The organism is Streptomyces sp. NPDC039462 (assembly GCF_055639375.1).
The window spans coordinates 1,142,611-1,167,962 of sequence record NZ_JBVKAO010000002.1 but is presented as its reverse complement, the minus strand read 5'-3'; the positions used below and the strand labels follow the sequence as shown (position 1 = coordinate 1,167,962).

The 25,352-nt window shown below is 72.5% G+C and carries 26 protein-coding genes; 19 read left to right on the top strand and 7 right to left on the bottom strand.

Annotation, left to right across the window (positions count from 1 at the left end; translation table 11 throughout):
* The first annotated feature begins 3 nt into the window (after positions 1-3).
* The 4 genes from ACZ7LU_RS15835 (at position 4) to glmM (ending at position 3,967) form a co-directional block, all read left to right on the top strand.
* Positions 4-1,230, top strand: coding sequence for a glycosyltransferase family 87 protein (locus ACZ7LU_RS15835; protein WP_471916959.1), 1,227 nt, complete (start codon positions 4-6; stop codon positions 1,228-1,230).
* A gap of 244 nt (positions 1,231-1,474) precedes the next feature.
* Positions 1,475-1,918 carry a 50S ribosomal protein L13 gene (gene rplM, locus ACZ7LU_RS15830; protein ID WP_030782512.1) on the top strand — a complete coding sequence of 148 codons (444 nt, stop codon included), beginning with the start codon at positions 1,475-1,477 and terminating at the stop codon, positions 1,916-1,918.
* Positions 1,919-1,960: 42 nt separating this feature from the next.
* Positions 1,961-2,482 carry a 30S ribosomal protein S9 gene (gene rpsI / locus ACZ7LU_RS15825; protein WP_150185750.1) on the top strand — a complete coding sequence of 174 codons (522 nt, stop codon included), beginning with the start codon at positions 1,961-1,963 and terminating at the stop codon, positions 2,480-2,482.
* Positions 2,483-2,599: 117 nt separating this feature from the next.
* Positions 2,600-3,967: a phosphoglucosamine mutase gene (gene glmM, locus ACZ7LU_RS15820; protein ID WP_398300219.1), complete on the top strand. Its 1,368-nt coding sequence runs from the start codon at positions 2,600-2,602 to the stop codon at positions 3,965-3,967.
* On the opposite strand, the gene ACZ7LU_RS15815 is transcribed toward glmM, so the two are convergent.
* Both ACZ7LU_RS15815 and coaA read right to left on the bottom strand, forming a co-directional pair.
* Positions 3,964-4,911: a DUF389 domain-containing protein gene (locus ACZ7LU_RS15815; RefSeq protein ID WP_471916958.1), complete on the bottom strand. Its 948-nt coding sequence runs from the start codon at positions 4,909-4,911 to the stop codon at positions 3,964-3,966. The two genes, glmM and ACZ7LU_RS15815, sit on opposite strands and share 4 nt — an antisense overlap.
* 22 nt (positions 4,912-4,933) lie before the next feature.
* Positions 4,934-5,932, bottom strand: coding sequence for a type I pantothenate kinase (coaA, locus tag ACZ7LU_RS15810; protein ID WP_398300223.1), 999 nt, complete (start codon positions 5,930-5,932; stop codon positions 4,934-4,936).
* 105 nt (positions 5,933-6,037) lie between these two features.
* Between coaA and ACZ7LU_RS15805 the strand changes: the two genes are divergently transcribed.
* The 5 genes from ACZ7LU_RS15805 (at position 6,038) to tsaE (ending at position 10,941) form a co-directional block, all read left to right on the top strand.
* On the top strand, positions 6,038-6,406 hold the full coding sequence (locus ACZ7LU_RS15805; protein ID WP_398300225.1) for a holo-ACP synthase: 369 nt from the start codon (positions 6,038-6,040) through the stop codon (positions 6,404-6,406).
* Positions 6,407-6,434: 28 nt separating this feature from the next.
* A complete protein-coding gene (locus ACZ7LU_RS15800; protein ID WP_471916957.1) occupies positions 6,435-7,871 on the top strand; it encodes an NAD(P)H-hydrate dehydratase in 1,437 nt (478 codons plus the stop codon).
* Positions 7,872-7,967: 96 nt separating this feature from the next.
* The gene (gene alr / locus ACZ7LU_RS15795) at positions 7,968-9,128 is read left to right on the top strand and encodes an alanine racemase (protein ID WP_471916956.1); all 1,161 of its coding nucleotides are present in this window, start codon (positions 7,968-7,970) and stop codon (positions 9,126-9,128) included.
* A gap of 13 nt (positions 9,129-9,141) precedes the next feature.
* Positions 9,142-10,350: an alpha/beta fold hydrolase gene (locus ACZ7LU_RS15790; protein WP_471916955.1), complete on the top strand. Its 1,209-nt coding sequence runs from the start codon at positions 9,142-9,144 to the stop codon at positions 10,348-10,350.
* Positions 10,351-10,428: 78 nt separating this feature from the next.
* A complete protein-coding gene (tsaE, locus tag ACZ7LU_RS15785; protein WP_471916954.1) occupies positions 10,429-10,941 on the top strand; it encodes a tRNA (adenosine(37)-N6)-threonylcarbamoyltransferase complex ATPase subunit type 1 TsaE in 513 nt (170 codons plus the stop codon).
* Between the two features lie 430 nt (positions 10,942-11,371).
* Here the strand turns inward: tsaE and ACZ7LU_RS15780 are convergent, their stop codons facing one another.
* Entirely contained in the window at positions 11,372-11,920 is a 549-nt protein-coding gene (locus ACZ7LU_RS15780; protein WP_468557059.1) for a hypothetical protein, read from the bottom strand.
* Between the two features lie 112 nt (positions 11,921-12,032).
* Here ACZ7LU_RS15780 and tsaB point away from each other — a divergent pair, with 112 nt between their 5' ends.
* The 4 genes from tsaB to ACZ7LU_RS15760 are packed head-to-tail and all read left to right on the top strand — an operon-like array spanning position 12,033 to position 14,578.
* Positions 12,033-12,689: a tRNA (adenosine(37)-N6)-threonylcarbamoyltransferase complex dimerization subunit type 1 TsaB gene (gene tsaB, locus ACZ7LU_RS15775; protein ID WP_468087951.1), complete on the top strand. Its 657-nt coding sequence runs from the start codon at positions 12,033-12,035 to the stop codon at positions 12,687-12,689.
* 41 nt (positions 12,690-12,730) lie between these two features.
* Positions 12,731-13,213 carry a ribosomal protein S18-alanine N-acetyltransferase gene (gene rimI / locus ACZ7LU_RS15770; protein ID WP_398301389.1) on the top strand — a complete coding sequence of 161 codons (483 nt, stop codon included), beginning with the start codon at positions 12,731-12,733 and terminating at the stop codon, positions 13,211-13,213.
* Positions 13,206-14,324: a tRNA (adenosine(37)-N6)-threonylcarbamoyltransferase complex transferase subunit TsaD gene (tsaD, locus tag ACZ7LU_RS15765; RefSeq protein WP_468087949.1), complete on the top strand. Its 1,119-nt coding sequence runs from the start codon at positions 13,206-13,208 to the stop codon at positions 14,322-14,324. Before rimI ends, tsaD begins: the two co-directional genes overlap by 8 nt.
* On the top strand, positions 14,321-14,578 hold the full coding sequence (locus ACZ7LU_RS15760; RefSeq protein ID WP_468087947.1) for a hypothetical protein: 258 nt from the start codon (positions 14,321-14,323) through the stop codon (positions 14,576-14,578). Before tsaD ends, ACZ7LU_RS15760 begins: the two co-directional genes overlap by 4 nt.
* A gap of 22 nt (positions 14,579-14,600) precedes the next feature.
* Here ACZ7LU_RS15760 and ACZ7LU_RS15755 read toward each other — a convergent pair whose 3' ends face one another.
* From ACZ7LU_RS15755 to ACZ7LU_RS15745, 3 genes are all read right to left on the bottom strand, one after another.
* Positions 14,601-15,614, bottom strand: a complete 1,014-nt coding sequence (locus tag ACZ7LU_RS15755) for a hypothetical protein (protein ID WP_471916953.1) — start codon at positions 15,612-15,614, stop codon at positions 14,601-14,603.
* Positions 15,615-15,677: 63 nt separating this feature from the next.
* Complete coding sequence (locus ACZ7LU_RS15750; RefSeq protein ID WP_471916952.1) at positions 15,678-16,307, bottom strand: class I SAM-dependent methyltransferase; 630 nt, start codon at positions 16,305-16,307, stop codon at positions 15,678-15,680.
* A 28-nt stretch (positions 16,308-16,335) separates the two neighbouring features.
* A complete protein-coding gene (locus tag ACZ7LU_RS15745) occupies positions 16,336-16,998 on the bottom strand; it encodes a TetR/AcrR family transcriptional regulator (protein WP_468715884.1) in 663 nt (220 codons plus the stop codon).
* A gap of 228 nt (positions 16,999-17,226) precedes the next feature.
* On the opposite strand from ACZ7LU_RS15745, the gene ACZ7LU_RS15740 reads away from it, so the two are divergent.
* From ACZ7LU_RS15740 to ACZ7LU_RS15730, 3 genes are all read left to right on the top strand, one after another.
* A complete protein-coding gene (locus ACZ7LU_RS15740) occupies positions 17,227-18,747 on the top strand; it encodes an MFS transporter (protein ID WP_471916951.1) in 1,521 nt (506 codons plus the stop codon).
* 42 nt (positions 18,748-18,789) lie between these two features.
* A complete protein-coding gene (locus ACZ7LU_RS15735) occupies positions 18,790-19,143 on the top strand; it encodes a YciI family protein (RefSeq protein ID WP_398300252.1) in 354 nt (117 codons plus the stop codon).
* Positions 19,144-19,215: 72 nt separating this feature from the next.
* Positions 19,216-20,487, top strand: a complete 1,272-nt coding sequence (locus ACZ7LU_RS15730; protein ID WP_471113976.1) for an RNA polymerase sigma factor — start codon at positions 19,216-19,218, stop codon at positions 20,485-20,487.
* Here the strand turns inward: ACZ7LU_RS15730 and ACZ7LU_RS15725 are convergent.
* The gene (locus tag ACZ7LU_RS15725; RefSeq protein WP_471916950.1) at positions 20,484-21,734 is read right to left on the bottom strand and encodes a THUMP-like domain-containing protein; all 1,251 of its coding nucleotides are present in this window, start codon (positions 21,732-21,734) and stop codon (positions 20,484-20,486) included. The two genes, ACZ7LU_RS15730 and ACZ7LU_RS15725, sit on opposite strands and share 4 nt — an antisense overlap.
* Before the next feature lie 82 nt (positions 21,735-21,816).
* On the opposite strand from ACZ7LU_RS15725, the gene ACZ7LU_RS15720 reads away from it, so the two are divergent.
* The 3 genes from ACZ7LU_RS15720 to groL all read left to right on the top strand — a co-directional run bounded on the left by ACZ7LU_RS15720 (position 21,817) and on the right by groL (position 25,345).
* Positions 21,817-22,743 carry a polysaccharide deacetylase family protein gene (locus ACZ7LU_RS15720; RefSeq protein ID WP_471916949.1) on the top strand — a complete coding sequence of 309 codons (927 nt, stop codon included), beginning with the start codon at positions 21,817-21,819 and terminating at the stop codon, positions 22,741-22,743.
* Between the two features lie 551 nt (positions 22,744-23,294).
* Positions 23,295-23,603: a co-chaperone GroES gene (gene groES, locus ACZ7LU_RS15715; protein WP_006347174.1), complete on the top strand. Its 309-nt coding sequence runs from the start codon at positions 23,295-23,297 to the stop codon at positions 23,601-23,603.
* Between the two features lie 113 nt (positions 23,604-23,716).
* Positions 23,717-25,345 (top strand): chaperonin GroEL, encoded by a 1,629-nt coding sequence (gene groL / locus ACZ7LU_RS15710; protein WP_398300260.1) that lies wholly within the window; start codon positions 23,717-23,719, stop codon positions 25,343-25,345.
* Positions 25,346-25,352 lie beyond the last annotated feature (7 nt).

Here is a 25,352-nt window from a genome sequence, read left to right as displayed (position 1 = left end):
CGTATGGAAACGGGCAAAACGGCGGTTAGTGGGTGGTTGTTGCGGCCGGCCGAGTGGCACGTCCGGTGGGTGCTCGGGGTGGTCCTGGTCGCCGCGGTGGTCCGGGTGGGGCTGCGCGTGCCGGACGGCGGGATGGACAACGACATCGTGGTGCGGGCCGCCGAGGCGTGGCTCGACGGCCGGTCGCCCTACGCCGACCCGCACTTCCTCTATCTCCCCGGTGCCGTGCTCGCGGCGGTGCCGCAGGCGCTGCTGCCCGTGAACGTCGTGCGGTTCCTCGTGCCCGCGGGGGTGACCGCCGGGCTCGTCGTCGGGTGGGCGTGCGCCCTGCGCGTGCACGGGGTGCCGTGGCGCAGCCGGTTCGCGGCGTACGGCCTGCTCGGGCTCGCGCTCGGCTTCGCGCCCTTCGGGCACCTCGTCCAGCTCGGCAACTGGACGGTGGGCTCCGTCGCCGCGCTGCCGCTCTCCCTGCTGCTCGTGTGCCGCGGCCGGTGGGTCGCGGCCGGGCTCGTCATCGGCGCCGCCGTCGCCGTGAAGCCGCTGCTCGCGCCCGTCGTGCTGCTCTTCGTCCTGGCGCGCCGGTGGCTGGCGCTGGGGGTCGCGGTGGGCGTGCCCGTCCTGGTGTCGGCGGCCGCGGCGCTCGTCATGCCGGACCCCGCCGGGTTCTTCACGCGGACGCTGCCCTTCCTGCTGCGGGGGGAGGACTCCTTCGTACGTCTCTATGAGGCGTCGCCGTCCGCGGTGCTGGCGCGGGTCGGGGTGCCGCAGACGGGCGCCACGCTGCTGGCCCTGTGCGCGGCGACGGCCGGGGTGTGGTGTGCCTGGCGGCGGTGGCGACGGGGGGACGAGGGGCCGGCGAGGACCGTGGAATGCGCCGTGATGCTGATGCTGTCGGCCTTCCTCGTCTCCCGTCCCTCGTACGACCACTATCTGCTCGTCGTGGTTCCGCTGCTGCTCGCGGGGGTGCTGACGCCGGGGGCGGTGGCGCGGAGCCCGTGGTTCTGGGTGGCGCTGGTGCCGCAGGTGCCGGGTTTCGCGTGGCCGTGGCTCGAACCGGGGACACGGCGGGCCTTCAAGGACGCGGTGACGTTGTGCCTGCTCGCGGGCGCGGCCGGGTGGGCGTGCGCGTCGGGGGCGTGGGCGTGCGCGGCGGGGGCGCTGTGCGGTCGGTGCGGGGTGGGGCGGGCGGGCCGTTACCCTGATGAGTGCAGACCTGTCCGTGGTGTGTGAGTCGCCGGTGCCGGTCTTCAGAGCCGCGTTTTGACCGGTACGGGGCGGCACGGGTACTCTCGGGGATTGATACGTATTGGTGTCCTCGATCTCACGCGAAAGGGCCCTTACGTAGGTTCCCTGGAGCAGTTACCAGTGGCTCGCATACGGGCAGCGTCCCCGGCATTGTGAGCCCCAGCTGCATGATCGCTTCCTGGGTGCCGTGTGTCTGGACCCCATCCACTGAAGAAGCGAAGGCTACTAAGTGCGTACGTACAGCCCCAAGCCCGGCGATGTGACCCGCCAGTGGCACGTCATCGACGCCCGGGACATCGTCCTCGGTCGTCTGGCGACCACCGCTGCCACCCTCCTGCGTGGCAAGCACAAGCCGATCTACGCCCCCCACGTTGACACCGGTGACTTCGTCATCATCATCAACGCGGAGAAGGTGCACCTCTCCGGCAACAAGAAGACCCAGAAGATGGCGTACCGCCACTCCGGCTACCCGGGTGGTCTGCGTTCCGTCCGTTACGACGAGCTGCTCGAGAAGAGCCCCGAGAAGGCTGTCGAGAAGGCCGTCAAGGGCATGCTCCCCAAGAACACCCTGGGCCGTCAGATGCTCTCGAAGCTGAAGGTCTACGCGGGCGACCAGCACCCGCACGGCGCTCAGCAGCCGGTCCCGTTCGAGATCACCCAGGTCGCGCAGTAGTTCCGGCCACCCCCAAAGACGTAAAGAAATCTGAGGAGAATCGTGGCCGAGACCACCGTTGAGCAGCCGGTCGAAGAGACCGAGGGTGTCGACGTAGAGCAGTACACCACCGAGTCCGAGGCGCCCGTCGAGGGCGAGTACACCTCGGAGTCGAACGCCGCGCGCTTCGGCGACCCCCAGCCGGCCGCCGGCCTGGGCCGTCGCAAGAACGCCATCGCCCGCGTCCGGATCGTCCCGGGCACCGGCAAGTGGAAGGTCAACGGGCGCACGCTCGAGGACTACTTCCCGAACAAGGTCCACCAGCAGGAAGTCAACGAGCCCTTCAAGGTGCTCGAGCTCGACGGCCGCTACGACGTCATCGCCCGCATCTCGGGTGGCGGCGTCTCCGGTCAGGCCGGTGCGCTCCGTCTCGGTGTCGCCCGCGCGCTGAACGAGGCCGACGTCGAGAACAACCGCGGCGCCCTCAAGAAGGCCGGTTACCTCAAGCGTGACGACCGTGCGGTCGAGCGCAAGAAGGCCGGTCTCAAGAAGGCCCGCAAGGCCCCGCAGTACAGCAAGCGCTAATCGCTGCCTGCTCGTACTTCTCGTTCGCCCCGGCGGCACTCACCGTGCTGCCGGGGCGTTCGTCTATTCAGGAACCCCTGAGGCAATTCGTTTTTCTGGAACGTTCGGAGGACAGCAGTGGGACGACTCTTCGGCACGGACGGCGTGCGCGGTGTCGCCAACGCGGATCTGACGGCCGAGCTCGCGCTCGGACTCTCCGTGGCGGCGGCGCACGTACTGGCCGAGGCGGGCACCTTTGAAGGCCATCGCCCGGTGGCGGTGGTCGGGCGTGACCCGCGCGCGTCCGGGGAGTTCCTGGAGGCCGCCGTGGTCGCGGGCCTCGCGAGCGCGGGTGTGGACGTCCTGCGCGTCGGTGTGCTGCCCACCCCCGCGGTGGCGCATCTCACCGGTGCGCTGGGCGCCGACCTCGGCGTGATGCTCTCCGCCAGCCACAACGCCATGCCGGACAACGGCATCAAGTTCTTCGCCCGCGGCGGCCACAAGCTCGCCGACGAGCTGGAGGACCGCATCGAGGCCGAGTACGACCAGCAGTTCGTGAGCCGCACCGGCACCCCCCGGCAGCGGCCCACCGGCGCTGCCGTCGGCCGCGTGAAGGCGTACGACCAGGGACTCGACCAGTACGTCGCCCACCTCATCGGCGTCCTCCCCAACCGCCTCGACGGACTGAAGATCGTCCTCGACGAGGCGCACGGCGCCGCCGCCCGCGTCTCGCCCGAGGCCTTCGCCCGCGCAGGCGCCGAGGTCATCACGATCGGCGCCCAGCCCGACGGCCTGAACATCAACGACGGGTGCGGATCCACGCACCTCGACCTGCTCAAGGCCGCCGTCGTCGAGCACAAGGCCGACTTCGGCGTCGCGCACGACGGGGACGCCGACCGGTGCCTCGCCGTGGACCACACCGGTGCCGAGGTCGACGGCGACCAGATCCTCGCCGTGCTCGCCCTCGCCATGCGGGAGCACGGCACGCTGCGTCACGACACCGTTGTCGCCACGGTCATGTCCAACCTCGGCTTCAAGCTCGCCATGGAGGGCCAGGGGCTCTCCCTGGTGCAGACCGCCGTCGGCGACCGGTATGTCCTGGAGGCGATGAAGGAGCACGGCTTCGCCCTCGGCGGCGAGCAGTCCGGGCACGTCATCGTCCTGGACCACGCCACGACCGGCGACGGCACGCTGACCGGGCTGCTGCTCGCGGCCCGCGTCGCCGAGACGGGCCGGTCCCTCGCGGACCTCGCGAGCGTCATGGAGCGGCTCCCGCAGGTCCTGATCAACGTGCCGGACGTCGACAAGTCGCGCGTGAAGACCTCCGCGGAGCTGTCCGCCGCCGTCACCGAGGCCGAGCGCGAGCTGGGCTCCACGGGCCGGGTGCTGCTGCGCCCCTCCGGGACCGAGCCGCTGGTGCGGGTCATGGTCGAGGCCGCCGACATCGAGCAGGCCCGGTCCGTCGCGGGACGGCTCGCCGACGTGGTGAAGTCGGCGCTGGGCTAGGAGCGCGGTGATCTCGCGGTGCGCTCGCGCTGTGCGGCCCAGAGGAATTTCTGGATCAGCAGCGTGAGCGTGCCGGCGAGGACGATGCCGAGCAGGTTCAGGAGAAGCTGCTCGGTGGAGCCCCAGGCCTGCTTGTACTCGGAGTAGCTGAAGGCGACCGCCGCGTTCGCCGCCGCGGGGACCGTCGTCACGGAGATCGCCACGCCGACCAGGGCGCCCGACTTCGCCGAGGTGAGCGAGAGCATGCCCGCCGACCCCGCGAGGACCGCGACGACGAACGAGAACCAGTCGGGGCGGTAGATGAAGTTCGTGTTCGGGCGCTCCGACTCCAGCGCGTCGTGCGTGAACAGGTCCAGTGCGTCCATGAAGTAGCTGAACCCCACCGTCACCACCATCGCCGCAGCGAAGCCCACGAGCAGGGCGACCAGTGAGCGCAGGGCGAGGCGGGGCGTGCGCTGGGCCACGGTCGTGCAGACCCCGGCCAGCGGGCCGAACTCCGGGCCCACCGCCATCGCGCCCACGATCAGGATCGCGTTGTCGAGGACCACGCCGCAGGCCGCGATCATCGTGGCGAGCGTGATGAACGTGACGTACGTGGCCGAGAGCGTCGACTCCTCGTGGGTCGCGTCGGCCAGCTGCTCCCAAAGGACCGCGTCGGCCGCCTCGCCCGGCGCGTCGTCCTCCGCCCGGTCCGCGCGCCTGGAGAGCGACAGGTCGATGTTCTCCACGGCGATCGACCCCGACTCGTCGATGCCGAGCGCGCGCAGGCCGCCGATCAGCTCGTCGCCCGCCTCGCGGGCCACGTCGCACATGACGACGTCGCCCGCCGGGTTGCGGGCGGCGCCCGTGAGCACCGCGAGGTGGGTGGTGCCGACCGTTCGCTCGATCAGGTGGACCACGTCGTCGGTTCTGTCCGGGGGCGTGATCAGGCGCAGGTGCAGCATGTGCGCAGGTTAGCGGGGCTTCTCAGAGCTTGCGCAGGCTCAGGCGCTGGACCTTGTGGTCCGGGCCCTTGCGGACGACGAGCGTGGCGCGGCTGCGGGTCGGGGCCACGTTCTCGACGAGGTTCAGCTTGTTGATCGTGCGCCAGGTCGTGCGGGCGTAGTCGAGGGCCTCCTCCTCCGACACCTGGGTGTACTTGCGGAAGTACGAGGACGGGTCCTGGAACGCCGTCTGGCGCAGCTTCTTGAAGCGGTTCAGGTACCAGCGCTCGATGTCGTCGGCGCGGGCGTCGACGTACACGCTGAAGTCGAAGTAGTCCGCGAGGCCCACGCGGGTGCGGCCGTCCTTGCCGGGGAGGGCGGGCTGAAGCACGTTCAGGCCCTCGACGATGAGGATGTCCGGGCGGCGGACCGTGAGGCGCCGGTCCGGCACGATGTCGTAGATCAGGTGCGAGTAGACGGGCGCCGTGACCTCGTCCTTGCCGGCCTTGATGTCCGCGACGAAACGGGTGAGGGCGCGGCGGTCGTACGACTCCGGGAAGCCCTTGCGCGACATCAGGCCGCGGGCCTCCAGCTCCTTGGTGGGCAGCAGGAAGCCGTCCGTCGTGACCCGCTCCACGCGGGGGTGTTCCGGCCAGCGGGAGAGCAGGGCCTGGAGGAGGCGGGCGACGGTGGACTTGCCGACCGCGACGGAGCCGGCGACTCCTATGACGAAGGGGGTGCCGGACTGGGACCCCTTCTCGCCCAGGAACGTGTTGAGGGCGCCGCGCAGGCCGTCCGTCGCGCCCACGTAGAGGTTCAGGAGGCGGGAGAGCGGGAGGTAGATGTCACGGACCTCGTCCAGGTCGATGACGTCGCCGAGGCCGCGGAGCCGTTCCAGCTCCTCCGCGGTGAGGGGGAGGGGCGTCTTCTCGCGAAGCGCGCTCCACTCGGTGCGGGTGAGGTCGAGGTAGGGAGTCGCCTCCGGCCTGTGCCGGTGGGCGCTCCGCGGTGCCGTCGGGGGCACAGAGACCGAAGAGATCACGGTCCATTGTTACGGCTGGTTGAACGGGATGGGGTGGTGGGTGGGGGGTGGGGTACGTCACCCGGGCCGCTCCGGAGGGCCGGGGAGCTGTGTCACGCTGAGCCGGTGATTATCGGGGTTGGCATTGACGTTGCGGAGATCGAGCGGTTCGGGGCGGCGCTGGAGCGGACGCCCGGGATGGCCGATCGGCTGTTCGTGGAGAGCGAGTTGCTGCTGCCGGGCGGCGAGCGGCGGGGGATCGCTTCACTGGCGGCGCGGTTCGCCGCGAAGGAGGCGCTGGCGAAGGCGCTGGGGGCGCCCGCGGGGCTCCGGTGGACGGACGCCGAGGTGTATGTGGAGGAGAGCGGACAGCCGCGGGTGCGGGTGCGGGGGACCGTGGCCGAGCGGGCTTCCGCGCTGGGGGTCCGGTCCTGGCACGTGTCGCTGAGCCATGACGCGGGGGTCGCTTCCGCGGTGGTGGTGGCGGAGGGCTAGGAAGTTCCGCGCGGGGGAGACTGGGGGGATGCGTACTGCGTATGGCGTGGAGAGGGTTCGAGCGGGTGAGCGCGCGGTCATGGCGCGGGAGCCCGAAGGTGTGCTGATGCAGCGCGCGGCGGCGGGGCTCGCCGCCGAGTGCGCGCGGCTGCTCGGCAAGGTGTACGGCACGAGAGTGACGCTGCTCGTGGGCAGCGGGGACAACGGCGGCGACGCTCTGTACGCAGGGGCCCGGCTGGCGCGGCGAGGGGCCGGGGTCGTTGCCGTGCTGCTCGATCCGGCGCGCGCCCATGCCGGTGGGCTCGCCGCTCTGCGGAGGGCCGGTGGCTCGGCGGTGGGCGCCGATGACCCTCGGGCCGAGGGGCTGGTGCGCGGGGCGCGGCTCGTGGTCGACGGGATCGTGGGCATCGGGGGGCGGGGCGGGCTGCGGGAGCGCGCCGCGGCGCTCGTCGCGGCTGCCGGGGAGGACGCGCTGGTCGTCGCCGTCGACGTGCCCAGTGGGGTGGACTCCGATACCGGCGAGGTGCGCGGGGACGCGGTGCGGGCCGATGTGACGGTGACCTTCGGGGCGTACAAGCCGGGGCTGCTGGTCGATCCCGGGCGGGAGTACGCCGGTGTCGTACGGCTCGTGGACATCGGGCTCGGACTGGGCGTGGACGAGGCGGAGTTGGAGGCTCTCCAGTTCGCGGACGTCGCCCGGCTGCTGCCCGTGCCCGGCGGGGAGAGCGACAAGTACCGGCGGGGCGTGGTGGGGATCGTCGCCGGGTCCGCCCGGTATCCGGGGGCCGCGGTGCTCGCCGTGGCGGGGGCGTTGCGCGGGGGCGCGGGCGCCGTGCGGTACGTGGGGCCGGCTGCCGACGCCGTCATCGCGCGGTTCCCCGAGACCCTGGTGTCCGCGGGGCCGCCGTCGAAGGCCGGGCGCGTGCAGGCGTGGGTCGTGGGCCCCGGGCTCGGGGACGACGCGGAGCGGCTGGGCGAGGTGCTTGCCGCTGACGTGCCCGTCCTGATCGACGCCGACGGGCTGCGGCTCGCCGCGGAGCGTGCGGTACGGGAGCGCCGTGCCCCCACGCTGCTCACCCCGCACGCGGGGGAGGCCGCCGCCCTGCTCGGCGTCGCCCGCGAGGAGGTCGAGGCGGGGCGGCTCTCCGCCGTACGGGAGCTGGCGCGGCGGTACGGGGCGACGGTGCTGTTGAAGGGGTCCACGACCTTGGTCGCCTCGGAGACAGGGGCCGTGCGCGTCAATCCGACCGGGACGGCCTGGCTCGCCACCGCGGGCAGCGGCGACGTGCTGTCCGGGCTCGCCGGGTCGCTGCTCGCGGCGGGGCTCGACGCGCGGGACGCGGGGTCCGTCGGCGCGTATCTGCACGGTCTCGCCGGGCGGCACGCGGCGGACGGCGCTCCCGTGGCGGCGCAGGACGTGGCCGAGGCGATCCCCGCCGTGTGGCGGGAGGTCAGGAGGCCGTAGCGGCGTCGGGTCTCGGGAGGGGAGGGCGCTGCTTGTGGGGCGGCCCGAACCGGTGGGAGCGGGGGCTGTCGGCGGGCTCTGAGACACTTGTCCGCGATGAACGAGACAGCCCCTTTCCGTGTCCGCGCCGAGATCGACCTCGCCGCCCTCCGCGCCAACGTGCGCGCGCTGCGCGCCCACGTGCCGGGCGCCGAGTTCATGGCCGTGGTGAAGGCCGACGCGTACGGCCACGGAATGGTGCCCTGCGCCAAGGCCGCCCGCCAGGCCGGCGCCACCTGGATCGGCACCGCGACGCCCGAGGAGGCCCTCGCGCTGCGTGCCGCGGGCCTGCCGGGGCGGATCATGTGCTGGCTGTGGACGCCGGGCGGACCCTGGCGCGAGGGCGTCGAGGCCGACCTGGACATGTCGGTGAGCGCTCTGTGGGCGCTGGACGAGGTGACGGCCGCCGCCCGTGCGGCCGGGCGGACCGCCCGTATCCAGCTGAAGGCCGACACCGGCCTCGGGCGGAACGGCTGCATGCCGGCCGACTGGCCCGAGCTCGTCGACCGGGCCCTGCGCGCCGAGGCCGAAGGGCTGGTCCGGGTCACCGGCCTCTGGTCGCACTTCGCGTGCGCCGACGAGCCGGGACACCCGTCGATCGTCGGCCAGCTCACGGTCTTCCGCGAGATGGTGGCGCAGGCCGAGGAGATGGGCGTACGGCCGGAGGTGCGGCACATCGCCAACTCGCCGGGGACGCTGACGCTTCCGGAGACGCACTTCGATCTCGTCCGCCCCGGCATCGCGATGTACGGCATATCGCCGAGCCCCGAGGTGGGCACCCCCGAGGACTTCGGGCTGCGGCCCGTCATGACGCTCACCGCCTCGCTCGCCCACGTGAAGCACGCCCCGGCCGGCCACGGCGTGAGCTACGGCCATCACTACGTCACCCCCGGCGAGACGACCCTCGGCCTCGTCCCCGCGGGTTACGGCGACGGGCTCCCGCGGCACGCCTCCGGCACGGGCCCGGTGCTCGTCGGCGGGAAGCTGCGGACGGCCGCGGGCCGGATCGCGATGGACCAGTTCGTGGTGGACCTCGGCGGCGACGAGCCCGAGGTCGGCGCGGAGGCGGTGCTGTTCGGGCCCGGCGACCGGGGCGAGCCGACCGCCGAGGACTGGGCGCAGGCCGCCGGCACCATCGCGTACGAGATCGTCACCCGCATCGGACCGCGCGTCCCGCGCGTCTTCCTGAACGAGCGGCCTGACGCCACCGGGAACTGACGAGGAGCGGCACGTGAGCGAGAGCAGCACGGGGGCGGCCGCGGCGGAAGCGGTGACGGAGGCCGCCGCCGCGGCCGGGAACTGGCGCCGGGCCGGGGTGGCGGGCGCCGCGATAGGCGTGATCGCCGCGGGCGCGGCCGCCGGTGTCGCCATAGAGCGGCTGACCGTCGGCCGCGGCATGCGCAAGAAGGCCCGCCTCGCGCTCGACGCGGCGGGGCCGTACGGCTCGCTGCGCGGCATGCCCGGCACGGCGTACGCGGACGACGGCACGGAGCTTTCGTACGAGGTCGAGGAGGTCGAGGACGACGGCGGCGAGGACCCGCGGCGGCGCAGGCTCTTCGGCCGCCGGGCCCCCGCGCCCGTCACCGTCGTCTTCAGTCACGGCTACTGCCTGAACCAGGACTCCTGGCACTTCCAGCGGGCCGCCCTGCGCGGCGTCGTCCGCGCCGTCTACTGGGACCAGCGCAGCCACGCCAGGTCGGGGCGCGGCGTCGACCAGCTGGAGCACGGCGTGCCGGTCTCCATCGACCAGCTCGGGCGCGACCTGAAGGCCGTCATCGACGCGGCGGCGCCCGAGGGGCCGCTCGTCCTCGTCGGGCACTCCATGGGCGGCATGACGACCATGGCGCTCGCCGACCAGTTCCCGGAGCTGATCCGCGAGCGCGTGGTCGGCGTCGCCCTGGTCGGCACGTCGTCGGGGCAGCTCGGCCAGGTGAACTTCGGCCTTCCGGTGGCCGGGATGAACGCGGTGCGGCGGGTGCTGCCCGGTCTGCTGCGGGCGATGGGTTCGCAGGCCGAGCTGGTGGAGCGGGGGCGGCGGGCCACCGCGGACCTGTTCGCCGGCGTCATCAAGCGCTACTCGTTCTCGCGCAGGGACGTGGACCCGGCCATCGCGCGGTTCGCCGAGCGGATGATCGAGTCGACGCCGATCGACGTGGTCGCGGAGTTCTATCCGGCGTTCGCCGAGCACGACAAGGCGGAGGCGCTCAAGCACTTCGCCGAGCTGCCGGTGCTCGTGCTCGCCGGGGACAAGGACCTGGTCACGCCGAGCGAGCACAGCGAGGCGATCGCGCATCGGCTGCCGGACGCCGAGCTGGTCCTCGTCCCGGACGCCGGGCACCTGGTCATGCTGGAGCACCCGGAGGTCGTCATGGACCGCCTCGCGGATCTGCTGGTGCGGGCGGGGGCGGTCCCGGAGGCGGGCCTGGCCGACGGGGGCTGAGCGCGGGGGTGGTCCCGGGGGACGGTCCCGGTCGAAGGCGGCTGAGCGGGGCAGGTTCCAGCCGCTACCGTGGGCGGTATGGAAGCACCGCACCACCAGGCCCCCGCCGCCACCCTCAAGATCTCCGTCAACTCCCCCGAACAGATGGGCGAGTTGGGCCGCCGCCTGGCCAAACTCCTGCGCCCCGGCGACCTCGTCATGCTCACCGGCGAGCTCGGCGCCGGCAAGACCACGCTGACCCGCGGCCTCGGTGAGGGCCTCGGCGTGCGCGGCGCCGTCACGTCCCCGACCTTCGTCATCGCCCGTGTGCACCCGCCGCTCGGCGAAGGTCCCGCGCTGGTGCACGTCGACGCCTACCGCCTGGGCGGCGGGCTCGACGAGATGGAGGACCTGGACCTCGACGTCTCCCTGCCCGAATCGGTGATCGTCGTGGAGTGGGGCGACGGCAAGGTGGAGGAGCTGTCGGATGACCGGCTGCACGTCGTGATCGACCGCGCGGTGGGTGACACGACGGACGACGGGCGCGAGGTGACGCTGACCGGACTCGGCGGGCGGTGGGCGGACGCGGACCTGGCGTCCCTGGGCGCCTGACCGTCCCCGAACCCCCAGCCCCGGGCCCGGCGCCCGGGGCTTTCTCGTACGTTCGACCGAACGTTCCGACAAGACGTCGGCAAAATGTTGCGCTGCGTGCGTCGGGCGTGGTCACATGGATACCGGAGCTGGTTAGGTCTACCTAACTTCGTCTGCCCCGGAGCCCCCAGGAGGCATCCATGTCGGCTTCAGAACATGACGCACACGCTCAGCCGCGCGGGACAAGGCTGCCGGGACCCTCGGCCGGCGTGAGCCCCTCGCACCTCTCGATGAGTGACCTGCTCGCATCGTGCGCCGCCGCGAGCGCCGTCTCCACGCCTCCGCGCGACCCGGAACCGGTCGGGGGCGTCCGCGCGGAACGGCGGCGTCCGGCCCGCTGATCGTCGTCAGCCCAGCCGTCGACGTCAGCTGCTCAGGGGACGTCAGCTGATCAGGGAACGACGACGACCTTCTTCTCGCGCAGCGCGAACTCCCACATCGCGTTGCCGTGCGCACGCGACTCGCGGATGCCGCCCGTCTTCTTCGAGGGGTCCGGCTTCGGCGTCGAGCCGTCGACGGCCGCGCTGAAGCCGACCGCGACGCCCTGGCTGCTCGTGAAGATCACGACGTGCTCGATCGGCACGCCGTCCGTACCGGTGACGCGGCCCGTGCGTGAGGTGACGGCGTACGTCCCGGGGTCGGGGTCGACCGTGCCCGGGGTCACCCCGAAGGTGAGCTTCACCTTGCCGGACGCCTCGACGAGCCAGACCCGGTCCTCCGCGAGCGAGTAGACGACCCGCTCGCCGGTGCCGGACCGGGCGGGCAGCGCCGCGGGGTCCTTCTTGTCCTTGGGGGAACGTGAGGCCGAGACCGAGGGGGACGCGTCGGGCTTCCCCATGCTGTCCGGGGCGTTGGCCGAGGCCTGGTAGGCGAGGAAGCCGACCGCGGCGAGCGCAGCGGCGGTGAGCCCGGCCACGAATCCCGAGCTGCTCCTTGACACCTTGCGCCACCCACCTCTTCGTACTGCGTACGGCTACGGAGTGACGGTAGCAGCAGGCGCCCCGCATCCCGGGTCGGCCGTGCGCCGGGCGCCGGAGCCGTAGGCTGTTCGCGTGCTCTTGCTCGCTCTGGATACCGCAACGCCCGCCGTCACCGTCGCCCTCCACGACGGCTCCTCCGTCATCGCGGAGTCGAGCCAGGTCGACGCCCGGCGCCATGGAGAACTGCTCCTGCCGGCCGTCGACCGCGTGCTCGCCGACGCAGGCCTGGGACTGGACGCCGTCACCGGCATCGTCGTCGGCGTGGGCCCCGGCCCCTACACCGGCCTCCGCGTCGGCCTGATGACCGCCGACACGTTCGGCCTCGTGCTCGGCGTCCCCGTGCACGGGGTGTGCACGCTGGACGGCCTCGCCTACGCCTCCGGGATCGAAGGCGGCCCCTTCGTGGTGGCCACCGACGCCCGGCGCAAGGAGGTCTACTGGGCCCGCTACGACGACGTACGCACTCGTGCGAGTGACGCCGCCGTCGACCGGCCCGCCGACATCGCCGCCGCCGTCGAGGGACTGCCCGCCGTCGGCGCGGGCGCGCTCCTCTACCCCGACACGTTCCCCGACGCGCGCGCCCCCGAGCACGTGTCGGCGGGCGCCCTCGCGTCGCTGGCCGCCGAGAAGCTGGCCGCGGGCGAGGAGCTCATGGAGCCCCGGCCGCTGTACCTGCGCAGGCCCGACGCGCAGGTGCCCAAGAACTACAAGGTGGTCACCCCCAAGTGACCCGGGCGACGCAGGTGACCGAGTCCGCCGCGCTGCGTGAGATGCGCTGGTGGGACATCGACGCGGTGTTCGTCCTGGAGAAGGAGCTCTTCCCGGACGACGCCTGGTCGCGCGGGATGTTCTGGTCCGAGCTCGCCCACTCGCGCGGGCCGCTCGCCACCCGCCGCTACGTCGTCGCCATGGCCGGCGACCGTCTCGTCGGCTACGCGGGCCTCGCCGCCTCCGGTGACCTCGCCGATGTCCAGACCATCGCGGTGGCCCGCGACCACTGGGGCACCGGGCTCGGCGCCCGGCTCCTCACCGACCTGCTCCAGGCCGCGACCGCCTTCGAGTGCTCCGAAGTGATGCTGGAAGTGCGGGTCGACAACACCCGGGCGCAGAAGCTGTACGAGCGCTTCGGCTTCGAGCCCATCGGCTTCCGGCGCGGCTACTACCAGCCCGGCAACGTGGACGCCCTGGTCATGCGCCGCACCGATCCCTCCACCCCCGTATCAGGCGTACAAGGAACCGAGATTCATGGCTGACTCGCGCGACGAACCCCTCGTCCTCGGCATCGAGACCTCCTGCGACGAGACCGGCGTCGGCATCGTCCGCGGCACCACGCTGCTCGCGGACGCCGTCGCCTCCAGCGTCGACGAGCACGCACGCTTCGGCGGCGTCGTGCCCGAGGTGGCCTCCCGCGCCCACCTCGAAGCGATGGTGCCCACCATCGACCGCGCCCTGAAGGAAGCGGGTGTGAGCGCGAAGGACCTCGACGGCATCGCGGTCACCGCGGGTCCCGGCCTCGCGGGCGCGCTGCTCGTCGGCGTCTCCGCCGCCAAGGCGTACGCGTACGCGCTCGGCAAGCCGCTCTACGGCGTCAACCACCTCGCCTCGCACATCTGCGTGGACCAGCTGGAGCACGGGCCGCTGCCCGAGCCCACCATGGCGCTCCTGGTGTCCGGCGGCCACTCGTCGCTGCTGCTGTCCGCCGACATCACCTCGGACGTGCGGCCGCTCGGGTCGACCATCGACGACGCGGCGGGCGAGGCCTTCGACAAGATCGCGCGGGTGCTGAACCTCGGCTTCCCCGGCGGCCCCGTCATCGACCGCTACGCCCGCGAGGGCGACCCGACGGCGATCGCCTTCCCGCGCGGTCTGACCGGTCCGCGCGACCCGGCCTACGACTTCTCCTTCTCCGGGCTCAAGACGTCCGTCGCCCGCTGGATCGAGGCGAAGCGGGCCGCGGGCGAGGAGGTGCCGGTGCGGGACGTGTCGGCGTCCTTCCAGGAGGCCGTCGTCGACGTGCTGACCCGCAAGGCCGTGCGGGCCTGCAAGGACGAGGGCGTCGACCACCTCATGATCGGCGGTGGCGTGGCCGCCAACTCGCGGCTGCGGGCGCTGGCGCAGGAGCGGTGCGAGAAGGCCGGGATCCGGCTGCGCGTGCCGCGCCCGAAGCTGTGCACGGACAACGGCGCGATGGTCGCGGCCCTCGGCGCCGAGATGGTGGCCCGCAACCGGGCCGCCTCGTCCTGGGACCTCTCGGCCGACTCGTCGCTCCCGGTGACCGAGCCGCACGTGCCGGGGCACACGCACGGGCACACGCACACGCACGACCACGTGCACGAGGTCAGCAAGGAGAACCTGTACTCGTGAGCGTCGCCCTGATGTGGGAGGCCCGGGCCGTCGAGGGGCGGGGGGCGGAGCTGCTCGCGTGGGCGCGGGCCCAGGAGCTCGACGGCACCCCGCTGCGCCGCGAGACCTTCCGGGCGCCGCAGGACCGGGTGCTCGTCATCACCTGGTGGGACGCCACGCTCGACACCGAACTGCCCGAACTGCCGGAGCCCGGCGAAGGCCTGGTGACGCGGGCGGTGCACCGGTGGCGCTTCGAGTCGGTCGAGGAGGCCTAGGTCTCATCGGCGCCGAGGAGGCCTAGGTCTCCTCGGCGCCCAGCAGCACCGCGGCCGTCACGAGCGACAGGACCGTCGTGACGGCCGTGGAGAGCACCGCCAGGGTGCCGAGCGTGCTGTCGAAGTACAGGTCGAGGGCGTCGTCGGCGACGAACGCGTACAGGCCGCGCCCGTCCACGTAGAGCAGGACGAAGGCCAGCGCGAGGCCCGCGCCCCGGCCCGCAGGGCGCCCCGCCACCAGCAGCGCCCCGACGGCCAGGGGTGCGAGGGCGAACGCCACGGTGTGGAAGGTGTAGGGGATCGACGTCGAGTACGAGGCGTCGACCGCGTCCCGGAAGAAGCCGCCGACCCCGGCGTCGGGCGAGCCGCCCACGAGGAAGACCTGCGCCCGCGTCAGCCGGTGGATCAGCCAGGCGACGGCCACCGCACCTGACAGGAGCAGGCACGCTCCGGCCACGGTGAGCCGCCGGCGCGCCGCCGTCGGCGGTGGGCCGTACGCGGAGTACGGGGCGGGCGGGGCGTCGTAGGGGACGTACGACCTGGGGATGACGGAGCGGCGTCCCGCGCGCGTCATCGCGATGAGCGTCGCGACGCCCACCAGCAGCCCGGTCGCCCGGAAGGCGCTGAGCAGCTGCCCGTAGTGGGAGCGCTCGAGGACGGCGCGGTGGTCCGAGGAGACCGCGAGGCCCACCAGTTCCCGCAGGGCGAGGCCGATCAGCAGCACCGCCAGGAGCGTCAGCGCGCCCCGCGCCACCCGGCGGCGGGCGAACGCGAGCCCGCCGAAGACGAGCGCGGCCGCGAGCAGCGCCCAGTCGTGCGGGGTCAGGGCCCAGGGGGTGAGCGGCGCCCGCGGGTCGTACAGGGCCGTGAGGAAGTCACCGGCGTCCGCGCCGCCGGCCTCCACCTCGTGGCCGAGCCAGCCCGCCCCGGCGACCGCGTACAGGCCGACGGCCAGACCGGTCCGCAGGTACGCCGCTGAACTCTCCGGTCCCGCGCGATGCAGGTCCCCGTGTGTGCCGTGGTGCAGCATGGCCATGCGTGTCCCCGCCCCCCGGAGGCTTCCGAAGCCCCTGCTGTCAGGGACACGCCGTGGGCCCGGTCAGTTCCCTTCGGTCCCTTCGGGCTTCCGGTACGTCAGCAGGTAGCGCCAGAACAGCAGTTGGCGCATGCTGCCGCCGGGCAGGAGGCGGGCCGCCTCGGCGCGGATCTCGGGGAGCCGCATGTCCGGCTGTCGCACAGGGGGCTTGAGCGGGGGCTCGTACCCGCCGCGCAGCCGCTCCGCCGCGTACACCGTCACCCGGGCCATCGCGTTGGCGGGGGACGCCACGAGGTCCCACCAGGTCGTCCCGGCGTAGCAGCCGAGCACGAGGAGGGTGCCGCCCGGGGCGAGCGCGTCGCGCAGGCGCGTGACCGTGGCGAACGGCATGTGGTGCAGGCTGGCCAGGCAGGTGACGGCGTCGTAGTGGGCCGCGGGCAGCGCCTCCTCGGTCACGTCCGCCTGCCGGAAACGGGGGCCTCCACCTAGCTCGCGGGCCTTGGCGATGACCTCCGCCGACGGGTCGAGCGCGTCGACCTCGTAACCGCGGGCCGCGAGGAGGCGGGCGAAGCGGCCGGTGCCGCAGCCGATGTCGAGGACGGTACGGCTTCTCCCCGGGCCCTCCGGCGGGGTCGGCGACGGCAGGTTCCGCAGGAGCAGCCGGTGGTAGTGGTCGTTGTGGTCGAAGGGCATGCGGGGGAGCCTCGCACATCCCTTCCGGTCACCCTGGGCGTTGCGCCCGGCCCAGCAACCCGTCGATCACGGCGTCCAGTTGCCGCGCCACGTCGTAGTCCTCGGTCAGCTCGGACCAGCGGCCCGCGAGTGCCGCGAGATGGGGGAGCTCGGCGGGGTCCACGTCCGCGAGCAGGTCGGGGAAGTGGCGCTTGCGGCCCGGGTCCTCGGCGCGGCGCTCCATCGCGTGGCGGAAGACGAGGTCTCCGTAGACGCAGTGCCAGATGGTCCGGTACGCGCGGACGGCGTCCGCGGGGGTGAGCCCGCAGTCGATGCCCGCGCCGACGATCTCCTCGACCATCCAGAGCGCGCCCTTGTCCGTGAGGTCGCCGAGGCTGAGCACCTCGACCACCCAGGGCATCCGCGCCAGCATGCCGTGCATGTGCAGGGAGACGGCGAGGAGGCGCTCGCGCGGGTCGGCGGGCAGCTCGGGGCGGGGGAGCGCGGCGGCCGTGCCGGAGAGCGTGAGCATCAGGAGCTCGTCCTTGTCGCGCACGTGGTGGTAGAGCGCCATCGGCGTCGTACCGACCTCCTTGGCGACCCGACGCATGCTCAGGGCTGCGACGCCTTCCGCCGCCAGGATGCGACGGGCGACCTCGACGATCGTCTCCGTCTGAATACGCGGGGGACGCCCCACGCGCCGCTTCTTCACCGCACCGCTGGGCCCGTCGGCTGCCTGGGCGTTCGCCGCGCCGCTGGGCCCACCGACAGTCTCGGCGTTCGCCGCGCTGCCCGGCTCTCCGGCTGCCCCGTCCGGGTCTTTCTCTGCTGCCACCCGCCCATTGTCGTGCCTGACGGCTGAGGGTGTGGCCGAGCCGGGCCGAGCCGGGGACGAGCAGGACTTGCGGAGTTTCTATACGCGTATAGTAATGTCCGTCGCATGGTGACCAAGGTGAACTCGAACGCTCCGCAAGGGCGTTGGCTGCTGCCGGTGTTGCTCACCGTGCAGTTCCTCGTCTCCCTCGACATGTCCGTCGTCAACATCGCCCTGCCCGACATGGGCGACGACCTCGGCTTCGACCCCGGCTCGCTGCTCTGGGTCGTCAATGCCTACGCGCTCGCCTTCGGCGGCCTGCTCATGCTCGGTGGGCGACTCGCCGACCTGGTCGGCCGGCGGCGCACTCTCCTCTGGGGCTTCGCGCTCTTCGGCGCGGCGAGCCTCGCGGGCGGGCTCGCCCTCACGCCGGGGCAGCTCATCGCGGCGCGGGCGGTCCAGGGCGCGGGCGCGGCGGCGCTCGCTCCCGTCGCGCTCGCCCTGATCACCGTCAACTACGCGGCGGGGCCCGCGCGGTCCCGGGCGCTCGGCCTCTGGGGCGTCTCGGGCGCGCTCGGCGGCGCGGTCGGCATCATGGCGGGGGGCCTGCTCACCGACGGGGTCGGCTGGCGCTCCGTGATGCTCGTCAACGTCCCCGTCGTGCTCGCCGCGCTCCTCGCCGCGCGCCACGGCGTGCCCGCCGACCGCCGCACAGGGCCCGCGCCCCGCCTCGACGTCACGGGCGCCCTGCTCGTCACGGCGGGAATGACGGTGCTCGTACTCGGCCTCGTGCGCACGGAGACGTACGCGTGGGGATCAGGGGTCACGCTGGGAACCCTCGGCACGGCGGCCGCGCTGCTCGGAGCCTTCGTCGCCGTCGAGGCCCGCAAGCGGGAACCCCTGCTGCGGCTCGGCCTGCTCGGCACGGCACACCGCCCCGTGCTCTCCGCGAACGTCTTCGCCCTGCTGATGTCATCCGGGCAGTTCGCCGCCTTCTACTTCACCTCGCTCTACCTCCAGCAGGTGATGGGGTACGGGCCGACGGCGGCAGGCGCCGCCTTCCTGCCGTTCTGCGCGGGCGTCGTGGCCGGGTCGACGGTCGCGACCAGGGCCGTGGGGCACTTGGGCGAGCGGGCGCTGCTCGTGACGGGCGGGCTGCTCGGGGCCGCCGGATTCGGCTGGTTCGCACTGACGGTCGAGGCGGGCGGCACGTTCCTGAGCTCCGTCCTCGGGCCCTCGCTCGTCGCGAGCGTCGGCATCGGCATGTGCTTCGTACCGCTGGGCACCGCGGCGACCAGCGGCGTCGACCCCGCGGAGACCGGCATGGCCGCCGGTCTGCTCAACAGCTCGCGCCAGCTCGGCGGCTCGCTGGGCCTCGCGGTCCTGGTCACGGTCGCCGCGCACGCCACGGGCCCGGAGCGGGACCCGGGCGCGCTCGCCGAGGGGTACGCGGCGGCCTTCGCCGTGTCGGCGGCCCTCCTGGTGGCGGCCGCCCTCGCGACAGCGGTGCTGCACGGACGCCGTACACCCACCCCGGCACCGCTGCGACCTGCGGAAACCCCCTCCGGCGCAGACACACGCGAAGAAACTTCGAAAAATCTCGGCGACGATGTCGAAACGGGCGTCTCCCGTTCGTCGCAAGGGTGAGAGGCGAGGAGAAGCCCCGCCGCCACCCGATGGGAGACCACCATGCCGCGCTACCTGACGCTGATCCGCATCGACGAGAACAACGCCCCCGAGGGCGGCCCGAGCCCCGAGATGCAGGAGCGCATGGGCGCACTGCTCGAAGAGATCACCAAGGCCGGGGTGATGCTCGACACCGCGGGCCTGAAGCCGACCTCCGAAGGCACCCGCGTGACATGGGACAAGGGCGAAGTGTCCACCACCGACGGCCCCTTCACCGAGACCAAGGAGGTCATCGGCGGCTACTCGATCTGCCAGGCCAAGGACATGGCCGAGGCGGTCGAGTGGACCACACGGTTCCTCAAGACCCACGACGACCACTGGACGATCACCGCGGAGGTCAGGGAGATCGAGGGCTGAGAGCCACAGGCTCCGAGAGCCGCCAAGACCGGCGCGCGCCTTTGCGGGTCCCGTGCGGGGATGCTCTGATGGATGGCCGTGAGCCATCCGCCGGAGCAGCCCCGCCAGGTCATCGAGACCGTCTTCCGCATGGAGTCGCCGCGCATCATCGCCGGCGTCACGCGGATCGTACGGGACGTCGGCATCGCCGAGGAGCTGGCGCAGGACGCCCTGGTGGCGGCCCTCGAACGGTGGCCCGGGGAGGGCGTCCCGGACAACCCGGGCGCCTGGCTCATGGCCACCGCCCGGCACCGCGCCATCGACCTGGTGCGCCGCCGCGAGCGCTACGCCCAGAAGCTCGCGGAGGTCGGCCGCGACCTGGAGGCCACAGCGCCCCACGTCGACGAGACCGCCGACCCCGACGCCATCGACGACGACCTGCTGCGCCTCATCTTCACGGCCTGCCACCCGGTGCTCTCCGCCGAGTCCCGCGTGGCGCTCACGCTGCGCCTCCTCGGCGGCCTGACCACCGGGGAGATCGCCCGCGCCGTGCTCGCCTCCGAGTCGACCGTGGCGCAGCGGATCGTGCGCGCCAAGCGCGCCCTCGCCGCCGGAGGCATCGACTTCGAGGTCCCCTACGGCCCGGACCGCGACGCCCGCCTCGGCTCGGTCCTCGAAGTCATCTACCTGATCTTCAACGAGGGGTACGCCGCCACGGCGGGGGACGACCTGCTGCGCCCCGCCCTGTGCGAGGACGCGCTGCGCCTCGCCCGGGTGCTCGCCGCCCTGATGCCCGACGAGTCCGAAGTGCACGGCCTGGCCGCGCTGTTGGAGCTGCAGGCCTCCCGCACGGCGGCGCGCACGGGCCCGTCAGGCGAGCCCGTGCTGCTCAAGGACCAGAACCGCACCCGCTGGAACCAGCTGCTGATCCGGCGCGGTTTCGCCGCGCTCGCGCGGGCGCAGAGCATGGCGGCCTCGCCCGCCGGGGGCCTCGGCCCGTACGCCCTCCAGGCCGCGATCGCCGCCTGCCACGCGCACGCGCACACGTACGAGGACACCGACTGGCAGCAGATCGCCGTCCTCTACGGCCTGCTCGCCGCCCGCGCCCCGTCCCCGGTGGTCGAGCTGAACCGGGCGGTCGCGGTCGCGATGGCCCAGGGCACGGAGGCCGGCCTGGTCCTGGTCGACGCGCTCGCCGCCGAGTCCGCGCTGCGCGACTACCACTTGCTGCCCAGCGTGCGCGGTGACCTGCTGGCGCGGCTCGGCCGGCGGGCGGAGGCCCGCGCGGAGTTCGAGCGGGCGGCGTCGCTGGCCAGGAACATGCGGGAACGCGAACTGCTGCTGGAGCGGGCGGCCGGCTGTTAGGGCTGTGTCCCCCGGGTGACCGGGTGGCCGATCAGCATGGTCGGGGCGCCCGCGACGCGGGTCAGGAAGACGGTCGCCGCGTTCTTCCCCTGCGGCTTCACCTTGCGCCGCAGCTCCTCCGGCTCGACGGCGGAGCCGCGCTTCTTGACGGTGAGGATGCCGACCCCGCGCTCCCGCAGCAGCGCCTTCAGCTTCTTCACGTTGAAGGGCAGCTGGTCGGTGATCTCGTACGCGGTGGCGTACGGGGTGTCGTGCCGGGCGTCGGAGGTGACGTACGCGATGGTCTCGTCGATGAGCCCGCCCCCGACCCGCGCGGCGACCTCGGCGACCAGGTGGGCGCGGATGACGGCGCCGTCCGGCTCGTACAGGTAACGCCCGACGGGACGCACCTCGGGGTCCGGCAGCATCTCGGCGAGCGAGGTCCACAGGGAGGCGCCGCCGGGCAGGAGCGTCGCGCGGTGCGAGGCGGGGGTGTCCGTGCCGAACCACAGCACGGCCTCCTTCACGTCGCCGCCGTCCGAGATCCACTCGGCGCCGGCCTCGGCGGGGATCGCCTCGTGCGGGATGCCGGGCGCGATCTTCAGCGCGGCGAGCGGGGCCTCGAGCGCGGCGCCGATCGCCCAGGACAGGGGTGGGGAGTAGGCCTCGGGGTCGAAGATCCGGCCGCGCCCGCCCCGCCGTGCCGGGTCGACGAAGACGGCGTCGTACGCGGAGGTGTCCACCTCGGTGACATCCGCCTCCCGGACCTCGATGAGGTCGGCGAGGCCGAGGGCGTCGGCGTTGGCACGGGCGACCGCGCAGGTCAGGGGGTCGCGGTCGACGGCGAGCACGGAGATCCCGGCCCGCGCGAGCGCGATGGCGTCGCCGCCGATGCCGCAGCAGAGGTCGGCGAGTGAACGGACGCCCAGGTCCCGGAAGCCCGTGGCGCGGTGGGCGGCGACGGAGGCGCGCGTGGACTGCTCGACGCCGTTCGGCGTGAAGAACATCCGGGCCGCGTCCTCGGCCCCGAACTTCGCTTCGGCCCGGCGGCGCAGCCGGGCCTGCGCGATGGCGGCGGAGACCAGGAGCGCCGGGTGCGTGCGGCGCAGCCGGGTGGCGGCGGCGAGCTCCTGCGCGGGCTCGACGTCCCGCACCTCGTCGAGCAGGGCCAGGCCCTCGTCGGTGCGCAGGGCGGCGAAGGCGGCGAGGGGGTCGCCGAGGTCGGTCTCGTGGCCGCTCGGCGTGTTCGGGTCGTTCACCTGCCCCATTGTGGGCCAGTCGGTGGATGGTGGTCGGCCGGTGGCGGTGTCGGGCCCGCGCCACGGCCTTGAACTGCGAGGATCCGGCGCCATGCAACTAGTACGACAAAAGGAAGAATCCGCCAGAAGACGGAAGAATCAGGTGCGTGTCCTGGTGGCCGCCCTGTCCGTCGCGGCGATCGCCTCGGGCTGCGTCTCCGGGGACGACTCCGACGGCGTGAGACCCGCCCACGGCCAGCAGCCGCTCAACGCCCCACCCGCCCGCGCCCTCGACGCCTACGCAAGGAAACTCGCCGCGGTCCAGGTGGCACGGGCCGCGGCGGCCAAGCGCTGGGGCCTGGCGAAGACCCCGCTCGCGGCACCCGCGCCACCCCGGACCAAGCCGCGGCTCACCACCCGCAAGGGCTTCGAGGTCAAGGGACACAAGGGCCTGCCGCCGGTCTTCACGACCATCCCCACCAAGAAGAAGGTCGTCTTCCTGACCATCGACGACGGCGCCGAGAAGGACCCTGCGCTCCTGAGGATGATGAGCGACCTGCGGATCCCGTACACCGCGTTCCTCAGCGACTACCTCGTCAAGGAGGACTACGCCTACTTCAAGAAGATGCAGTCCCGCGGCGTCGTCCTGAACAACCACACCCTCAACCACCCCTACATGCCCGGACTTTCGTACGAGGGTCAGCGCCGCGAGATCTGCGGCATGCAGGACACCATCCAGAAGCGCTACGGCAAACGCCCCAAGCTCTTCCGTCCGCCGTACGGCAACTACAACGAGGACACCCTGCGCGCCGCCAAGGCCTGCGGGATCAAGGCGGTGCCCCTCTGGGCGTCGGAGGCCTTCGCCGACCGCATGGAGTGGCGCGAGTGGGACAAGGACCTGCACCCCGGCGACATCATCCTCACGCATTTCCGGGGGCGTGAGGACTGGAAGGGAACCATGCCCGACATGGTCCGCCGGGTCATGAAGACCGTCACCGCCAAGGGGTACGCGGTGGCCAGGCTGGAGGACTACCTGTGACCCCGCGGGCGCGAGCGCACCGCCGCATCCTCGCCGCGGCCCTCCTGTGCGGAGCACTCGCGCCCGCACTGCTCACGGGCTGCGCGGACTCGGTGGACCCGATCGAGCGCCTGGGCAGAAAGGCAGCCCAGAAACTGCCACTCAAGCCTGGAGCCACGGTCGCCCCGAGCGCACCGCACCGCTGTGGGCAGGCGTCCCGCTGGGGGTCCCCCCAGGCCCTTGAGGCACTGGGGGAGGGACGGGTGGGCACAGCCCCCGGTGCCGAGCACGAGGAACCAAGGCGCCCCCCTGTCGCCGACAGGGAACCCCGGACGACCCGAACCCGTTGCCCCGAAGGGGTGCCCGAACCCCCAATCCGCTAAAGCCCGGCGCAGCCGATTGGCACTCCGCTTGACCGAGTGCTAACCCGCGTCCTAGTCTCGCTTCTGGCACTCCCCACTGGAGAGTGCCAACAGCGACGGGCAGGTCCGGCACCCGCGACGACGGATCCACCTGGTCGCCACACCTCAGACTCTTAACCCCGTGAGATCTCCGAAGGGGGAGACCGGATCGTGACGACCGCCAGCTCCAAGGTTGCCATCAAGCCGCTTGAGGACCGCATTGTGGTCCAGCCGCTCGACGCCGAGCAGACCACGGCCTCCGGCCTGGTCATTCCGGACACCGCGAAGGAGAAGCCCCAGGAGGGTGCTGTCCTCGCCGTGGGCCCGGGCCGCTTCGAGAACGGCGAGCGCCTGCCGCTCGACGTGAAGGTCGGCGATGTCGTGCTGTACAGCAAGTACGGCGGCACCGAGGTGAAGTACAACGGTGACGAGTACCTCGTCCTCTCGGCCCGCGACGTGCTCGCGATCGTCGAGAAGTAGTTCACCCAGCAGATTTGCTTTCCGAGCTGCGCCCCTGGTCACCCCGCTGATTGCCGGGCGGCGAGGGGCGTAGTTCGTTACAACCGAGTTTTCGAGAGGGCTGAATCGCTCCCATGGCGAAGATCCTGAAGTTCGACGAGGACGCCCGTCGCGCCCTTGAGCGCGGCGTCAACAAGCTTGCCGACACGGTCAAGGTGACGATCGGCCCCCGCGGCCGCAACGTCGTCATCGACAAGAAGTTCGGCGCCCCGACCATCACCAACGACGGCGTCACCATCGCCCGCGAGGTAGAGGTCGACGACCCGTACGAGAACCTCGGCGCCCAGCTGGTGAAGGAGGTGGCGACCAAGACCAACGACATCGCGGGTGACGGCACCACCACCGCCACCGTGCTCGCCCAGGCCCTCGTCAAGGAAGGTCTGCGCAACGTCGCCGCCGGCGCCTCCCCGGCCGCCCTGAAGAAGGGCATCGACGCCGCCGTCGCGGCCGTCTCCGAGGAGCTCCTCGCCACCGCCCGCCCGATCGACGACAAGGCCGACATCGCGGCCGTCGCCGGTCTGTCGGCCCAGGACCCGCAGGTCGGCGAGCTCATCGCCGAGGCGATGGACAAGGTCGGCAAGGACGGTGTCATCACCGTCGAGGAGTCCAACACCTTCGGCCTGGAGCTCGACTTCACCGAGGGCATGGCCTTCGACAAGGGCTACCTGTCGCCGTACATGGTGTCCGACCAGGAGCGTATGGAGGCCGTCCTCGACGACCCGTACATCCTGATCCACCAGGGCAAGATCTCGTCGATCCAGGACCTCCTGCCGCTGCTCGAGAAGGTCATCCAGGCCAACTCCTCGAAGCCGCTCCTGATCATCGCCGAGGACGTCGAGGGCGAGGCCCTGTCGACCCTGGTCGTGAACAAGATCCGCGGCACCTTCAACGCCGTCGCGGTGAAGGCCCCCGGCTTCGGCGACCGCCGCAAGGCGATGCTCGGCGACATGGCCACCCTCACCGGTGCCACCGTCATCGCCGAGGAGGTCGGCCTCAAGCTCGACCAGGTCGGCCTCGACGTGCTCGGCACCGCCCGCCGCGTCACCATCACCAAGGACGACACCACGATCGTCGACGGCGGCGGCAACAAGGCCGACGCCGACGCCCGCGTCGCCCAGATCAAGGCCGAGATCGAGGCCACGGACTCCGACTGGGACCGCGAGAAGCTCCAGGAGCGCCTCGCGAAGCTGGCCGGCGGCGTGTGCGTCATCAAGGTCGGCGCCGCCACCGAGGTGGAGCTGAAGGAGAAGAAGCACCGTCTGGAGGACGCCATCTCCGCGACCCGCGCCGCGGTCGAGGAGGGCATCGTCTCCGGTGGTGGCTCGGCTCTGGTGCACGCCGTCAAGGTCCTCGAGGGCAACCTCGGCAAGGAGGGCGACGAGGCCACCGGTGTCGCCGTCGTCCGCCGCGCCGCCGTCGAGCCGCTGCGCTGGATCGCCGAGAACGCCGGCCTCGAGGGCTACGTCATCACCTCGAAGGTCGCCGAGCTCGAGAAGGGCTTCGGCTTCAACGCCGCGACCGGTGAGTACGGCGACCTGGTCAAGGCCGGCGTCATCGACCCGGTCAAGGTCACCCGCTCCGCCCTGGAGAACGCCGCGTCGATCGCCTCCCTGCTCCTCACGACCGAGACCCTGGTCGTCGAGAAGCCGGCCGAGGAAGAGGCCGACGCCGGTCACAGCCACGGTCACGGCCACTCGCACTGACCGCTGC